Below are 15,629 nucleotides of genomic sequence, written 5' to 3'. Positions count from 1 at the left end.
CCTTGGTGTAGTCGCGCGCCATCGCATTCAGATTGCGCCACGCCAACCCGGCATGGCCGGACGGAATTTTCCTGAAGGTGCGAGACGTCACATCGTCGAAATCGATCGTTTCCAGGGCGGCGTCAGCGGCAATGCAAGCGGTCTGCGGCGACAGCAGGCCGAGATCGGCCGGATAGGGCGACAGCGCCAGCCGCCGCTCAAGGCCGCCGCCACTGATGCTGACCGTGTCGGCGTCATCACTCACATCGACGCTGAAGGCAGCACCTGGCGCCAGCGGCCGCGTCTCCAGCACGTGTCCGTTTCTCATCACCGAGAGGATCGCCGATCCGTCACCGCCAACGCGCCCGCCGAGGCGCCGGGGTGGCGCCAGCCCGACCGGCTGCAGCATCTCGTGCGACACCAGCCCGGCCGGCGAACCCGGCATCGACAGGAGGTGTCGGGACTGGATGTCGTTTTCGCTTTTCGCCTGCCAGCCGGGCGGCACTGAAACCGCAAAGCGCCAGTTGCCTGGCGCGCGGATCACGGCCTTTCTGCGTTTCACCGACATAGGAAAGTTGGCAAAGCCGGCATTGTTGGTGCGCGCTGAAGCGGTGAACTTGCCGGCCTCGTCATACAGCCGCACCATGATCCCGGCCATCGGCCGGTCTCCGACGCCGTATTTGCCGTCGCGATCGACGTCGAAATAAACGAAGGACGAATAGTTCAAAGTGCCGCCGCTGCCGCTCCAATCGCTGCGAACAGAGTAATCGTCAGCCGGATTGGCCAGCCGCCGCCCCTTGCGGCGGCTGCGCCTCTGCCACAACAACCGGAACACGGCAGCAGCAGCCGCAAGCACCACGATGGCAAGCACGATCCCGACAGGGCCGAGGTCAAACATGGGGCCTCGATCCACAGGTCTTGTTGGTGATCATGGGCAAACCGGCTGCGTTGGAGCACTTTGCAACAGACTAGCCTGCGTTAACGTCGCTGCACAGACGACGCTGGCGGCAGCAAAAGGAGACCGCGGCCGCAGAGGCTTGAAGGTCGCCTTACTTCAATTCCACCCACACCGGCGCATGGTCGCTGGCGCCGTCCTCACCGCGCACGTCGCGGTCGATGCCCGCGGCGGTCAGGCGCCGCGCCAGTTTCTTCGACAGCAGGATGTGGTCGAGCCGAAGCCCGGCATCGCGCGGCCAGCGGTTACGGCGATAATCCCAGAAGGTGTAGAGCGTCTCCTGCGGATGCTTCTTGCGCAGGCCATCCGTCCAGCCCTGCGCGAGCAAGGTGGCGAAGGAAGCCCGGCTTTCCGGCTGCACCAGCGCGTTGTCGTCATAGGAGCGGGTGGCATAGATGTCGCGTGGCTCGGGCACGATGTTGTAGTCGCCGGCCAGCACTACCGGCAGGCCGGTGTCGAGCAGCTGTTCGGCGTGCGCCTCCAGCCGCTCGTGCCACGCCAGCTTGTATTGAAATTTTGGTCCCGGCTGCGGATTGCCGTTCGGCGCATAGAGGCAAGCGATGACAATGCCATTCACCGCCGCCTCGATGTAGCGGCTCTGCTTGTCGGCATCGTCGCCGGGCAAGGCATCGCGGGTCAGCACCGGTTCCGACCCCCGCGCCAGGATCGCAACGCCGTTCCAGGTCGGCTCACCCTTCCACACCGCGCCATAGCCGGCAGCCGCAAGGGCCGAGCGCGGAAACTGCATGGCGCGCGCCTTCAGCTCCTGCAGGCAGACGACATCGGGTTTTGAGACAACCAGCCATGCCAGCAGGTTTTCCAGCCGGCTGTTGATGTTGTTGATGTTGAAGGAGGCGATCTTCATCGCTTCAGGAAACGATCCGACCCGACCACGCCTTCACCGCCTCGGCCAGCGTCTTCAAATGATCGGCGGTCGAAAATCCGGAGATGCTCTTGCGCGGCTTGAGGTCATGGTCGCCGTCCTCCAGCCAGTGGATCTCGATGCCCTCGGACAGCACATAGCCGGCAACCTCATCCTGCGTGCCGAACTCGTCGCGTGTGCCTTGGAAGATCAGCGTTGGCGTCTTCAACCCGGCCAGATGTTTTGTCCGCAATTGCTCCGGCTTGGCCGGCGGGTGGAAGGGATATCCGAGGCAGATGAGCCCTGAAATCTCGCCCTTGGCAAACATCTCGTCGGCGACCATCGAGGCGACGCGCCCGCCCATCGACTTGCCGCCGATGATGAGCGGACCAGACACGCCCTTGGCCCTGAGATCGGCGATCGCCTTGACATATTCCGGGTTCACCGTCTCGGCCCGCGGCGGCGGCTTGCGGTGGCCATAGCGGCGGGCAGCCATATAGTGGAATTCGAAGCGGGCGACCTGGAAGCCAGCCGCGGCCAGTGCCTTGGCGGCGGCGGTCATCGAGGGGGAATCCATCGACGCGCCGGCGCCATGCGCGAGCAGGATGGTGATGGGCGCGGTGTCGTCGCCGTCGAAGAGGAAGGTGGTCATGGGGCGGCCTTCCAATAAAAGCCGAGTTCCTTCACGCCAGCATCCCCCTCACCCCGCCGTCCGCGCCAGTTGCATATCCACGAACTGAACCCCCTTGGCTGCAACCCTCGCCCATTCGGACCCCGCGTCGAGCTCGAGATAGCGCACCCACAGCCGCCGCGCCTCCAGCAGATTGCCGGCATCGAATTCGAGCCTCGCGAGGTTGAACACCGGATCGGCGTAATTCTTGTCGAGCGCGATCGCCTTCTGCAAATGCCTCCGCGCCGAAGCCTCGCGGCCTTGCTCGCTCATCAGCCCTGCCAGGTTGAACCAGGCCTCGACGAAGGCCGGGTCCAGTTTTATCGCGCTGATATAGTCGTGCGCGGCATCAGCCGCGTGGCCGCCGGCGCGCAGGCAGTTGGCGCGGTTGAAGGCGGCGATCGCATCGCTCGGGTCGATGGCCAGGCAGCGTTGGTAGAGTGCGGCAGCGCCTTCATGGTCGCCGCCCTCCTCCGCCGCTTCCGCTTCAGCGAAGAGCTCTTCCAGCGTGTCGTCGCCCTCTGCCCCGGCGGTGCCCAAATCGAACAACAACTGGCCGTCGAGTTCGCTCTGCCCACCCTCGAGATAGATCGCGTCGGCGCGCCCATGCTGCGAGCCGACATTGAGCGACTTCGCGGTCAGCGACGCCACCGGGCCGGAGCGATGGACGGAGCGCGCGATCGCGCCCCATGTCGCACCGCCGGCGATGAGCCCGGCATATTTGCGCGCCAGGATCAGGTCGCGGAAGGAATAGGGTTCTGCGTCATGCTCGAAGGCATCGAACAGCGACAACAGGTCGAGGTCGGCGCCCGATAGCCGCGATTGCTCGATCAGCGATTGCCTGGACAGCGAAGACGCCTCCGGCGCCTTCATTAACCCGAGCAGGCGCAGGAAACCGTTCTCGCTGAGGAGCTTGTGCGCGGCTCCGCGCTCGGCGGCGACACGGCGCTCGATCCCGACATCACCGTTCCTGGAGAGCCCGGCCTTGGCCAACAATGTCCGGCCGAACACGACATGCGTGGTGCGCCTGGTGACGCCGCGCCGCAGCTGGCCGTGCTGGCGCTCGACCTCGCGTGCCGCCAGCCTGAGCGGAAACGCCGCCAGCGCGCCGATGGTACCGAAGACAGCCCCCAGGACCGCTTGTGCCCTCATTTCTTGCTCTTGCCGACCGCCTTCAGCAGATTGGCCTTCAGCGGATTTTCAGCAGCACCACCCGCTGCCACCTTCTTCGCGGCTGGCTTTGCCACTTCGTCGGCCTTGCTCTTCGACTTGGCCGGCGGTTTCGATTGCGACAGGCTCGCCTTCAACGCATCCATCAGATTAATGACATTGCCACGCTCGGGTGCCGCCGCGATGATCGGCTTGTGGCCTTTCAGCTTCTCGCGGATCATCGTCATGAGCGCCGCCTCGTAGCGGTCCTCGTAGTTCTTCGGATCGAAGGTGGTTTCCTTCTGCTTGATCAGCGCTTCGGCTAGCTGCAGCATTTCGGCATCGGGTTTTCCGGCCGGGATGTTGCCGAAATATTCAGCCGTGCCGCGCACTTCGTTCGGGTTCCTCAATGTGCACACGAACATGCCGTTCTCGCGGGCGCCGATCGTCACCACCCGCTCGCGGCTCGACAGCACCAGGCGGGCGATCGCCAGCTTGCCGGATTTGCGCATCGCTTCGCGCAGCACGGCGAAGGTTTCTTCGGCCATCGCGCCGTCGGGCGCCAGATAGTATGGCGCATCCTGGTAGATGACGTCGACCTCGCCCTCGTCGACGAAGGCCTCGATGTTCATCGTATGGTTGGATTCAATGCGCACCGCGTCGAGGTCGGCATCATCGATGATGATGTACTGCTTGTCCTCGTATTCGTAGCCCTTGACCAGATCCGTGCGCTCGACCAGCCCGAGTTCCGGGTCGACCGGCTTCATGTTGATGCGGTTGTGGGTCTTCTTGTGCAGCTGGTTGAAGCTGATGCGCTCGCTCGCGCTGGTGGCGGGGTATAGCCGCACCGGACAGCTCACGAGGCTGAGTTTGAGGTAACCTTTCCAACTTGCCCTGGGCGCCATGAAACACTCCTACGCGGCCACGCACTGACATTTTAGCTTGAGCATGATCTTATCCGAAAACCGGTTCCCACTTTTCGGGATCATGCTCTCTGCAGCGCTTTTCGTCCGAAGGACGAACGAGCTTGCGCAAATCCTACACCGACCCCGCACAATACAGGAAAATCCCTGACGAAATCTTTTAGCTCGCCGAAGGGGTCGCGGACGGGAGGATAATTCAAATTGTATGAAGCGTCGATGGAGGTTGAGGAAGTGGCCGTCCTTCCCTTCGTCATCCTAGGCCGGAGCAAGGAGCGAAGCGACGCGGCGCAGACCCTAAGATGACGAATGTGAGAGGGTCGCGCCATCACGAATGATCTACCTCGCCCCCTCGAACACCGGCAAATCCCGCGCAAAGTCCTCGATCTCCGCCCATGGATCGCCCGACGTTGCCAGCAAGCCCGGCAGCGAGGAATAGTTCAGATCCTGCGGCGCATCGATGGATTCGAGATCGCTCCAGCTCACCGGCGTCGAGGCCGGCAGATTGGTGCGGGCGCGCAGCGAGTAAGGTGCCGCCGAAGTGTGGGCGCGCGCATTGCGGTGATAGTCGATGAAGATGCGCTTCTTGCGATTGTCCTTGCCCATGGTGGTGGTGAAGGTGTCGGGCGCGGTTGCCGTCAGATGCGTTGATATGGCGCTGGTCGCCTGGTGCAGCTTCTTCCAGTTCTGCTTGCACGTCACCGGCACCGTGATGTGGATGCCGCTGCCGCCGGAGGTCTTGGCGAAGGGCACCAGCCCCAGCCCCTCCAGTTCGCCCTTGATGTGCACCGCAGCCTCGACCACTTCGCGCCAGGTGATCCCCTCGCCCGGGTCGAGGTCGAAGACGATCTGGTCGGGTCTGTCGAGGCTGGTGCGATGCGTGCCCCAGGTGTGGAACTCGACGACGCCGAACTGCGCCAGCGCCAGATACCCTTTTGCTCCCTCGACCGAGAGGTAGGATTTGGTCTCGCCCTCGGAATTGGTCGCCTCGAACGTCACCACCGAGGGCGGCATGCCGGTGAAGGCATGGCGCTGGAAGAAACAGTCCTTCGGCAGGCCGGTCGGGCAGCGCACCAGCGACACCGGCCGGCCGAGGATATGCGGCAGCATGAAGTCGCCGACCAACGCGTAGTAGACGGCGATGTCGAGCTTTGTCGGGCCGGTCTTGCCGAACAGCCGCCGCGTCGGATTGGTCACCCAGATGGTGGCCAGATCAGCCTCTGAGATGAGCCGCTTGCGTGTCGAGGACACCGGCGTCGACAGGCCGACATCGCGCAAGCCGCGAAACACCGCGTGGCGCAGAGCATTGTCCGATGTGCGGTTGGCGTAGTGGATGCGGGCCGAGAGCAGCGGCTTGACCCAGTTCATCTCGCGCATGATTTCGCGCGGCGCGCCTTCCGGTGCGGACGCGCCTGATGTGAGCGGCTCCAGCCGGGCAAGCAGCTCGGCAGCGGTTTCGCTGTCGAAGCCGGTGCCGACCTTGCCGCGATAATGCAATTCGCCGTCCTCGAATTCGGCAAGCCCGAGGGCTGCCAGCCCCTCCGCCGCGTCCGAGGTGGTGTAGCCGGCAATGACGAAAACGCCGCTTTGCAGCGCCTTGGTCTTGGTCCAGCTCTTGGTGCGGCCGCTCTGGTAGGTCGCGGTGGCGCGCTTGGAGACGACGCCCTCCAGCCCGAGTTCCGACGCCTGGTCGTAGAGCCCCTGCCCCGAGCCCTCGACATGATCGGAGAACTGGATGGCAGAATTGGCGCCGAGGCCGGACAGCATCTGCGCCAGCAGCGCCTTGCGCCGGATGAGCGGCGCCTTGGTCAGGTCCCAGCCGTCGAGATAAAGAAGGTCGAAGGCGTAGAAGTGCAGCCTGCTGCCGGCGCCCTCGGCCAGCGCATCCTGCAGCAGCGCGAAGCGGCTGATGCCCTTGGCGTCGAGCACGACGATCTCGCCATCGATGATGGCATCGCGGCACGGCAGCTTGGCGAAGGCATGCGGCAGGTCGCCATAGCGCTTCGTCCAGTCGATGCCGCCACGGGTGATCAGCTTGACCACGCCCTCGGTGAGATGTGCCATGGTGCGGTAGCCGTCGAATTTGATCTCATGCAGCCAGACCTCGCCTGTACCGCCCTTGGTATCCTCGCCATCGGGCGGTTTCGGCACCTGCGTCGCCAGCTGCGGCTCGATGCGGCTGAGTGCCGGCGCCTTGAATGCGCCCGGCAGCGTGCCCGGCTTCAGCGAACCCTGCCTGGGTGCGGGTTTGGCGGCCGGTTTCGCCGGCGCCACCAGCTCCTCGATGCGCAATCCGGATTTGACGCTTTCCGGCCGCGCTTCGAGGATGTCGAGCGCGGTGTCGGCGGCAAGGTCGCGCTCCTTGAACAGCAGCCAGTTTTTCTTGTTCTCGTCTTCGCCGGGCTTGGGCTTCAGCCTGGTCAGCATCCAGCCGCCATTGAGCTTGTCGCCGGCCAGCCGGAACTTGAAGGCGCCGGTCTTGAAACTTTTTTCGACGTCGTCCATCGGCGCCCAGGTGCCGGTATCCCAGACGATCATCGGCCCGCCGCCATACTCGCCCTCGGGAATGACGCCCTCGAAGTCGATATATTCGAGCGGATGGTCCTCGGTCTGGACCGCCAGCCTTTTGTCGGCCGGATTGAGCGAAGGCCCGCGCGGCACCGCCCAGCTCTTCAAGACATCGCCGACCTGCAGGCGCAGATCATAGTGGTCTGCGGTGGCGTGGTGCTTGTGGACGACGAAGCGGTTGCCGTCGCCGGCAATGAGCCCACCGGCCGGTTCCGGCGTCTTCGAGAATTCGCGCTTGGCGCGATAGGCTTTGAGTTTTGGTGGAGTTGTCATGACCAGGAGCGAAGCACGGCGGCCAGGAACACGCCAGTCACGCTCAATCGTCAGTGGCCGGCGTCAACTCGAGCTCCGCCGGCGACAGTCCCTGCTGCAGCTGGCTCAACCGGAATTCGTCGACCCAGTAAGCCTCGCCGTCGACCAGGACGCGGGCCTGGTAGGTGCCGGCCGAAAAGCTCTGCGCGGTGATGTAGACCTTGTGGCGGTCGAGCGCCTTGCGCACCGCGGCGCGCTTGGAATTCTGGCCGATGACGGGACTGACCATGACACTGCCCTCGGTCGCCCTGACACGCAACGCGGCCGCTGTCCGCAGCCTGGCGACTGGGCTCAAGGATGACGGAGACGCGATCTCCTGTCAATTTCGGTGCAAACGGCTGATATTGTGCGCGGTGGCGCGGTGCCGTCTGCTGCACCTGGGCCATGCAAAACGCCGCCTTGCGGCGGCGGGTTTGATGATCGCGATCCTCGAACGGCGATTTGCCTGTCAGGTTGCTGACGGGATCGATATCGCCGTGACGCGGGAGAGTTGCTGACGCTTGCTCAGCGTCGGCTTTTCATAAATCGCCCACGCGACCGCACATCAGCTGCTTATCGGCAGGCAAGGCGGTGCGCGAAATATCACCAGGGGACGGCGTCATGCTGTCGGTCTTGCGAAAAATCCGCCCCCTTTGTCGAAATCCGCTCTTCGCGAACGACACTGGTGTGGCGCCAACGAACATCGCAGCGCCGATCATGCGAGACAAAGGGAGCACCCCATGGCCAAAATGCTTGTCATCTACAAAACACCGGCCGATCCGGCCGCCTTCGACCGGCACTATTTCGACATCCATCTGCCGCTCGCAAAACAGCTTCCCGGCCTGCGGCGCTATGATGTCAGCAAGCGGCCGATCGTGAACCTGTCGCCGGGCGAGATGCCCTACCTCGTCGCGACCCTCTATTTCGACAGCCTGGACGCCATTCGTGCGGCATTTGCCAGCGAGATCGGCAAGGCCTGCGCCGTCGACCGGCGCAAATACGCGCCTGAAGACGACGATGCCATGATGCTGCTTTTCGAGTCGGAGGCGATGTGAAGCGTTGGTTTGCTGGGCAAGGCTACAGGCGCATGAACGCCCCCAGCAGGAGCTTGTTCTTGTCGCCGTCCACGATCTCAGGCGATTGAGCAACGCGCCGGTGGATGCTGGAACGGATCGATATGCGGTGTTCCCGAAATTGTTCGAGATCATACGCTTTGTACCGGGATCAGAGGACAAAAAAACCGCCGCCTTGCGGCGGCGGGTTTGATGGTCGCGATCGCCGAACGGCTGTTAGCCTGTCAGGTTGGTTGTGGTGCCGACCCGGCGAACACCGCTGTGACGCGCGAGAGCTGCTGACGCTTGTTGAGCGTCGGCTTTTCGTAAGTCTTTTTCATCGAAATCCCCAAAGCCCCAAATGGCCGCGGCAAGTGGGGCATGCACCAGTGCTTTGTCAAGCCACCCCTGAAATGTCCTCAGCGAGAACGTCCTTGCCGGGGCGGTCAGGCGCGGCCGCCTTGGCGGGCTCCGCGAGTTCGAATGCGGCCAGCTTCAGTCCTTCAATCGCCGCAAGCGGCTCATCAGGCTCCGGACGGCCTTGAGCAGCCGCGGATTGGAGCGCACGTAAAGCTCGGTCCGGCTGCTTAGCAAAATGGCTGCGTTCGCAGCCCTGCCCCGCAGCGTCATCGGTTCGCAAATCTCGGCCAGAACCGAGCTCGCGGCACCGATATGTTCCTTGTAGCCCTGGCTGCCGACCGACAGGTCGAAATAGTCGAACCCCTGTCCGCGCGCCCACATCATCAGCTTGCCCATCATCGTCAGGCCGGGTGAGACATTGGCGACCGCGTTCTGGTCGATGCCGAGCAGAAGAGCGTGAAGCGTGCCTTTTCTGGCCAGCACGTAGATGGAGGCGAGCCAGGCTTCACCGACGCGCAGCCCGAACAGCCGCACCGATCCGTCGGACAGGCCTTGCAGCGCCGCGTGGCGGTAGAAGTCGACGACCGGGGCCTGCGTCAGGAGGTCGAAACGCCCAAGCTCGCGAAAGCGCTTCAGCCGCAGTTCCAGCAGCGTGTCGAAAAGCTCCTCGGTCAGATCAGGCGTGTCGGCCTCGACCAGAGCGAGGCCGACACGCCGTTCGAAGGCGCGGCACTGCTTGTGGAAGGTCTTGGCGAAGGACGGCTTGCAGATGCGCTTGATGAGCGTCTCCGGTTCGCCATGCAGGACAAGGCCGGAGGTGATCTGGATGGAACCGCGCGCCACCGAAAGCAGCGCCAGCGGATTGGCCACGCCGTGGACCTGCTGCGGGATTCCCGCGATATGGATGCGATCGGCCGGCGGTAGCACGGCACGGACCGCCGCCCAGACGGCGTCGGCACTCTGCCTGGTCCACGCTCTCGCATCCGCCAGCAGCGGCACCGAATAGTCGCACACGCGGCAGCTTAGCCATTCGATCACGTGGTGGCCGCGGGCCCGGCGCCGCATCAGCGGCAGCAGCATGGCCGGCGCGCCCGTCGCTGCGTCACTCACCTCGACGAAGAGCAGGTCCGCGTCTTTGGGCATCAGCCGTGCGGCGATTCCCTCGACCCACGCGTAGTGCTGATGGGCGGTGCAGACGCCATCCGCCTGGTGTTGCAGCCAGAGCGGCTTGACGGTCTCAAAGCTGGTGTGCAGCCGCGCCGTATAGCACGCGCCGGCGCCGGCGCTGGCGGCAATCGGAAAAACCGGCCCATCGTCCGTCATCGCAACCACTTGCATTGCCCGGCTTGCCACGTGCTTGTCCTGTCATTCCGGCCCTCCACGCAAGCGCCGCAAACCCCGCATCAGTCCCTGGATCGTCTTGAGCAGCCGAGGTTTGGAGCGCACGAACACCTCGGTCCGGTTGCGGACCTCGAGCGCGGTGCTCACGGCATTGCCCCGCACCGTGATCCCGTGGCAAAGCTCGCGCAGGGCCGAACCCGTGGCGCCCATATGTTCCTTGTAGCTCTGGTTGCCTACCGACAGGTCGAAATAGTCGAAACCCTTCTCGCGCGCCCAGCTCATCAACTTGCCCATGATCAGAAGTCCCGGTGAGACGTTGGGCACCGCGCCCTGGTCGATTGATATCAGCAGAGCATGAACAGTAACTTGATGGACCAGCAGGTATTGGACTGCGATCAGAGCTTCACCAACGCGCAGCCCGAAGAGCCGCACCGATCCATCCGAGAGCCCCTCGAGAGCGGCGTTTCGGTAGAAATCGACAACCGTCCCCTGCGTCAGCAGGTCGAAACGGCCCAATTCGCGAAAGCGGCTGAGCCGCATCCGCACAAGGCTGCCGAAGATGAGCTCCACCAGGGCCGGTGTGTTGGCCTCGACCAGTTCCACGCCGCCGAGCCGTTCGATCCGGCGCCAGTCCTTGTTGAATGCCTTGACGAAGGATGGCCTGCATAGACGCTTGAGGACGGTTTCCGGGTCGCCGTCGATAGCGAGGCCGAAGCTGGTATGGAGGGAATCGCGCGTAGCCGCGAGCAAGGCCAGCGGATTGGCGACGCCGCTGATCAATTGCGGAATTCCCGTGATGTTGATGCGGTCCGCCGGCGGCAGCACGGAACGCACCGCGGCCCACGCGGCCTGTGCGGATTGCCGCGTCCACGGACTCGCGTCGGCCAGCAGCGGTGCCGAATAGTCGCAAACGCCACAGCTCAGCCATTCGATCACTCGATGGCGGAAGGCCGCTCGCCGCATCAGCGGCACCAGCATACGGGGCGCGCCCGTTGCGGCGTCGTTCACCTCTACGATAAGCACGTCCGCACCTTTCGGCATCAGCCGCGCGACGATTCCCTCGGCCCACGCATAGTGCTGGTGGGCGGTGCACACACCGTCCGCCTCGTAGCGCAGCCAGAGCGGCCTGGCCGCTTCCAGGCTGGTGTGCAATCGCGCCGTATAGGCGTGGTTCGCGGCGACGGTTGCGGGATTGGGGACCTGCCCTTCGGGCAAGCCGGTCGCCGCAGCACTTTGCACTGCCTGGCCTGCCATATCTTCATCTTCTCCTATCGTTTTGCCGTCGCGAACGAGACCGCCCGCCGCCACGAACCCAATCGGCTGTCGCGCGCCTCATCCGGATGCTCGAGATTCCATATGCGGTGATGTGCGAAATACCATGATGCCGCGAGCACGAAGATCTCGGACATGGCGGAACCCACCAGCGCCCACGGCGGCGACGCAATCGCCAGCAGGATCGCGATCAGCACCAGCCCGACGACCGCCCCGCCCAGCGTGGTGAACGCGACGATCCGGAAATCGCCGAGTATCTCAAGCACGATGCGGGGCATGATATAGAGCATGATCGGGACAAAATTCGCGATCACGAAAATCCCGATGAATCCGACCGAGGCGTCCTGGAGGGCCTGGGATTTTATCATCGGCAGGACGAACATGATGGCGCATCCATAAACCAGCCCGCCGAGCCCCATGACGAGCGCCCAGATCTTTGCCTGCGCCCAGACACGGCCTGTTTCGTTGTTGCGCATCAGCCTGGCAAGATCCGGCTGCGTCATGTTGACGAAAGCAAGACTGATGATGCGCAGCGGGGCAAACAGCACCAGGACCGCCGCCAGCGGCGCGTAGGCGGCAGGCCCGGCAATGCCAGCGACCAGCAGCGCCAGACATTGCCCCTGGATGTTGGTGGTGGTCGCGCTGAACGCCGACCAGCGCAGCTGGTGCCAGAGCCCGATATAGCGTCGCCGCGTCGGCATGCGGAAGCTGATGCGAAGTGTGCGCCGAGCCAGTCGGACCAGGACGAAAATGCCGAACACATTTGCCGCGGCAAGTGCATAGAACACGGTCTGCAGCGGGTCCTGGACCTTCCAGATCGTCAGCCCGGTCAGGACAATGCCGGCGATTGTAAAAGCGCCGTCGCTGATGGAAACGACCACCTGCTGGCGACGGGCGAAGAAAGCCGTGCGCATATGGCTGCGCAACGACCAGGCGCCGACGAAGCAGCCGGCGGCAATTCCGCTTGGATCGCCAAGCAGATGCATCAGAACAGCCGTACCGACGGCCATCAGCAACGCCACGATCAGCGCTGCCGTTCCAAACGCCACGTCATAGGCATCGACGCCTGCGCTGTTGGTGCTTTTGCTCATCCAGATGCTGGCGGGAACGGCGGTGAGCGACCTGATGTAGGACAGGCCGACGCCGCCCATCACCATGCCAATGGCGAAGAGGCCGTAGCCTTGCGCCGACAGCATGTGCAACAGCATGATGTTGAGGGCAAAGTGAAAGCCGCTCTGCATCGCCTCGCCGCCGATCATCAGCACGAGGCGTCGAACCAGATGGCTCGGGAACGCAAACTTCACGGCCGTGTCTCCGCTTGGCGGGCAGCCCGCGCCCGGCCCGGTCGCGCCATGGTCGTCTTGAGCTTGTCGGCGGCGATCGCGGCGATCGCGGCGGCCGCGACCGGCTCTGAAAAGATTGCCTCGTAGCGCGCGCGACCGGCAGCGACAAAACCGCGCCAAGCCTGCGGCCACAGGATAATCTCCTGCAATTTCGCGGCAAGGGCTGCTGCGTCGCCGGGCGGAACATGCCAGCCGGTCTCGCCGTCGCTGACCACTTCCACGAGCCCGCCGATCGCCGACACCAGCGGCGGCCGGCCATAGGCCATTGCCTCGATGGCGACGCGCCCGAGCGATTCGGGACGCCGCGACGGCACGGTGACGATATCGGCCCAGCGGTAATGCTCCGAAGGGTCAGGCACGAAGGGCAAGACGCTGACGCGCCCGGTGAGACCCATCGTCTCGACCAGTTCGGCCAAAGCGCGCTCGCGCTCGGTGCTTTCGAAGGCGCCGCCGACCAGCCGCACCTCGATCCTCGACTGGAGTTCCGCCGGCATCGCGGCGATCGCCTCCAGCAGGATCTCCTGCCCCTTGATCCGGTTGATGCGGCCGAGCAGCAGCACCCGCAACGGGCGCTTGCCGTCATAGGTGGTCGGTTCGACCGCCGCCGGCCCGGCAACGCCGTTGTAGACGACATGCGTGCGCGCGGTCTTGGGATCGCCGAACGCGGCGCGCGTTGCGCGCGAGTTGAAGATCAGATCCGCATGGCTCCAGTGCATCAGGCCGACGAGTATCCTGCGCATGGCGCCTTCGGGGATTTCGTGGATGTGCAGGACGGCCTTGTGAGGCAGCAAGCGCGCGGCCAGCGCATAGTCGGCCACGATCGAGGTGTTGACATAGACGAGGTCGCATTCCCTGAGGCGCCGCCACGCCCTGAACACGGCAATAGGCAATCGCGCCATCTCGACCGTCGCAAGGCGCGCTATGGCCTGACGCCTCAGCACCCAGAGCGGTTCAAAGACGATGCGGCTGGCATGCGTTTCCAGGATCTGTACGATCGGCCCGCTGCGCGGCAAGACCACCTCGATGTCGGCCGACGGAAACGCGGCGCGCAACGCAGCAACGCTCTCCGCGAAGCTGCGGTCGGAACCATAGAGTTCATAGCCCTGATGAACACAGGCAATCCGCATCTTTGTATCCCGCCAGGTGCTGCTACCATCGCGCTCGACGAGGGTGTGCAGAATCCTTGCCGCAAGAATCATGCCTGGTTCGATATGCCCGGCTATCAGTTCGATATGCCCGGCTATCGGCCGCACGACCCTGGCAATGCCTCGTTTCGATACAGCTACGCACAGAAGGGTTGACCGAGAATGAAACAACCACCGGGTTCAACACCGTTTTTTTACAACCCCACGCGATGATCACCCGCCAGTACGCCGAAAATCGGCGGATGGCATGGAAGTTGCCACCTGCTTCCTAAGAATTAAGCAGCAGCTAATATATAGCATCCGAAAGTGCCACCAGCCATGAAGCCAGAGACGCCCGCCATTCTGATCCTGGGGACCCGCGGCATACCCGCGGCCCATGGCGGCTTTGAAACCTTTGCCGAAAGACTGGCGCTGTTTCTTGTCGGGCGAGGCTGGAAGGTCGCCGTCTATTGCCAGGATGAGGTCGAGCGGATCGACCAGCGGGTGCGCAGCGAAACCTGGCGCGGCATCGAGCTCATTCACATCCAGGTTGCCTCCAAGGGGCCGCGCGCGACATTGGAATTCGACTGGCAATGCGTCCGCGACGCCGCCAGCCGGCCGGGCGTCTGCCTGGTGCTCGGCTACAATGGCGCGATCTTCCTGACCTGGCTCAGGCTGAAGCGGCGCAAGATCTTCACCAACATGGACGGCATCGAGTGGCGCCGCCCCAAATGGGGCATGGCGGCGCGCACCTGGTTCTGGCTCAACGAATGGATCGGCGCGTGGGCCTCGCATCGGCTGGTCGCCGATCATCCCGCCATCGCCGATCACCTGGCGACGCGCCGGCCGCGCAGCGCCATCGCCACCATCGCCTATGGCGCCGATCCGGTGACATCGGCGCCGGAAGCGCCGGTGCGGGCGCTCGGCCTCGAGCCCGGGCGCTATCTGGTCTCGATCGCGCGCATCGAACCCGACAACAACATCCTGCCGATCGTCGAAGCCTTCTGCTCCGCCAAGCGCGACATGAAGCTGGTGGTGCTGGGAACGCTGTCCGACGACATCCCCTACCATGCCGCCATCCGCAAGGCGGCGAACGGCTCGGTGGTCCTGCCGGGTGCCATCTACGACCAGGCAACGGTGAAGGCGCTGCGCTTCCACGCCCGCGCCTATCTGCACGGCCACACGGTCGGCGGCACCAACCCGTCGCTGGTCGAGGCGCTGGCGGCCGGCAACATGGTGATCGCGCACGACAATCCCTACAACAGGTGGACCGCGGGAGCGGCCGCGGTCTACTTCACCGACAAGGACAGTTGCGCCGAGCGGATGCAGCAGGCGCTGGACGATGATGACCTGGTCAAGACCTGCGGCGCTGCCGCCAGGGCGCGCGCCCGCGAAGCCTTCCGCTGGGATGATGTCCTGCTTGCCTATGAAAATGAAGCCTACCGCTTGCTCGGCGTGACCGCCGCCAAGACCACCGCGATGGATCACGCATCGCACGGAACTGTATGAGAGGCTGGTCGCGCCGGCGGGTGCTGCGGACGGCGCTGTCCACGGCGGCGGCCCTTGGCTCGCTCCCGATCGCGCCGACCGCCCGCGCCGCCGGGCCGCAGTTTCGGCGCGGCGTCAACGCCTGGCCCTGGTTTTCGCTGACGCGCGAATTTCCGGCACCCCGCACCGACTATGACTGGCCGCCCTTCCAGTCGCAGCGGCCGGTGCCGACACCAGACGACCTTGGTCGGCTGC

At 64.3% G+C, this 15,629-nt stretch carries 14 protein-coding genes and 1 pseudogene; 4 read left to right on the top strand and 11 right to left on the bottom strand.

Translation table 11 applies throughout. The features are described from left to right. The 7 genes from EN993_RS18805 to EN993_RS18775 all read right to left on the bottom strand — a co-directional run. On the bottom strand, positions 1-877 hold an 877-nt coding region (locus tag EN993_RS18805), incomplete at its 3' end, for a hypothetical protein (RefSeq protein WP_127264524.1). 151 nt (positions 878-1,028) lie between these two features. Further along, positions 1,029-1,799 (bottom strand): exodeoxyribonuclease III, encoded by a 771-nt coding sequence (locus EN993_RS18800; RefSeq protein ID WP_127264523.1) that lies wholly within the window; start codon positions 1,797-1,799, stop codon positions 1,029-1,031. Between the two features lie 4 nt (positions 1,800-1,803). Continuing rightward, a complete protein-coding gene (locus tag EN993_RS18795; protein WP_127264522.1) occupies positions 1,804-2,448 on the bottom strand; it encodes an alpha/beta fold hydrolase in 645 nt (214 codons plus the stop codon). A gap of 48 nt (positions 2,449-2,496) precedes the next feature. After that, the gene (locus EN993_RS18790; RefSeq protein ID WP_127264521.1) at positions 2,497-3,618 is read right to left on the bottom strand and encodes a tetratricopeptide repeat protein; all 1,122 of its coding nucleotides are present in this window, start codon (positions 3,616-3,618) and stop codon (positions 2,497-2,499) included. Then, the gene (locus EN993_RS18785) at positions 3,615-4,520 is read right to left on the bottom strand and encodes a Ku protein (RefSeq protein WP_109660539.1); all 906 of its coding nucleotides are present in this window, start codon (positions 4,518-4,520) and stop codon (positions 3,615-3,617) included. Before EN993_RS18785 ends, EN993_RS18790 begins: the two co-directional genes overlap by 4 nt. Before the next feature lie 354 nt (positions 4,521-4,874). Next, positions 4,875-7,376: a DNA ligase D gene (gene ligD, locus EN993_RS18780; protein WP_127264520.1), complete on the bottom strand. Its 2,502-nt coding sequence runs from the start codon at positions 7,374-7,376 to the stop codon at positions 4,875-4,877. Between the two features lie 43 nt (positions 7,377-7,419). Beyond that, a complete protein-coding gene (locus EN993_RS18775) occupies positions 7,420-7,644 on the bottom strand; it encodes a hypothetical protein (protein WP_109660535.1) in 225 nt (74 codons plus the stop codon). Between EN993_RS18775 and EN993_RS18770 the strand changes: the two genes are divergently transcribed. Together EN993_RS18770 and EN993_RS18765 are read left to right on the top strand one after the other, a co-directional pair. After that, complete coding sequence (locus tag EN993_RS18770) at positions 7,628-7,912, top strand: hypothetical protein (RefSeq protein WP_127373474.1); 285 nt, start codon at positions 7,628-7,630, stop codon at positions 7,910-7,912. The genes EN993_RS18775 and EN993_RS18770 overlap by 17 nt on opposite strands. A gap of 222 nt (positions 7,913-8,134) precedes the next feature. Continuing rightward, complete coding sequence (locus EN993_RS18765) at positions 8,135-8,449, top strand: EthD family reductase (RefSeq protein ID WP_109660530.1); 315 nt, start codon at positions 8,135-8,137, stop codon at positions 8,447-8,449. Positions 8,450-8,941: 492 nt separating this feature from the next. Here EN993_RS18765 and EN993_RS18760 read toward each other — a convergent pair whose 3' ends face one another. From EN993_RS18760 to EN993_RS18745, 4 genes are read right to left on the bottom strand one after another with little or no spacing between them, the layout of a single operon-like run. Continuing rightward, positions 8,942-10,129, bottom strand: a complete 1,188-nt coding sequence (locus tag EN993_RS18760) for a GNAT family N-acetyltransferase (RefSeq protein WP_245468903.1) — start codon at positions 10,127-10,129, stop codon at positions 8,942-8,944. Positions 10,130-10,171: 42 nt separating this feature from the next. Further along, on the bottom strand, positions 10,172-11,401 hold the full coding sequence (locus tag EN993_RS18755) for a GNAT family N-acetyltransferase (RefSeq protein WP_127264519.1): 1,230 nt from the start codon (positions 11,399-11,401) through the stop codon (positions 10,172-10,174). 14 nt (positions 11,402-11,415) lie between these two features. Continuing rightward, a complete protein-coding gene (locus EN993_RS18750) occupies positions 11,416-12,723 on the bottom strand; it encodes a hypothetical protein (protein ID WP_109660524.1) in 1,308 nt (435 codons plus the stop codon). Next, on the bottom strand, positions 12,720-13,889 hold the full coding sequence (locus EN993_RS18745; protein WP_127264518.1) for a glycosyltransferase: 1,170 nt from the start codon (positions 13,887-13,889) through the stop codon (positions 12,720-12,722). The genes EN993_RS18750 and EN993_RS18745 overlap by 4 nt, the downstream gene beginning before the upstream one ends. 336 nt (positions 13,890-14,225) lie before the next feature. Here EN993_RS18745 and EN993_RS18735 point away from each other — a divergent pair, with 336 nt between their 5' ends. Together EN993_RS18735 and EN993_RS18730 are read left to right on the top strand one after the other, a co-directional pair. Further along, the gene (locus EN993_RS18735) at positions 14,226-15,395 is read left to right on the top strand and encodes a DUF1972 domain-containing protein (protein WP_127264517.1); all 1,170 of its coding nucleotides are present in this window, start codon (positions 14,226-14,228) and stop codon (positions 15,393-15,395) included. Continuing rightward, positions 15,392-15,629: pseudogene (locus EN993_RS18730) on the top strand (glycosyl hydrolase family 5); the annotation flags it as partial. The gene EN993_RS18735 and the pseudogene EN993_RS18730, both read left to right, overlap by 4 nt.

The organism is Mesorhizobium sp. M7D.F.Ca.US.004.01.2.1, assembly GCF_003997785.1.
Taxonomy (GTDB): Bacteria; Pseudomonadota; Alphaproteobacteria; order Rhizobiales; family Rhizobiaceae; genus Mesorhizobium; species Mesorhizobium loti.
The sequence above is the reverse complement of the archived record's forward strand: the minus strand, read 5'-3'. Positions and strand labels throughout refer to the sequence as shown.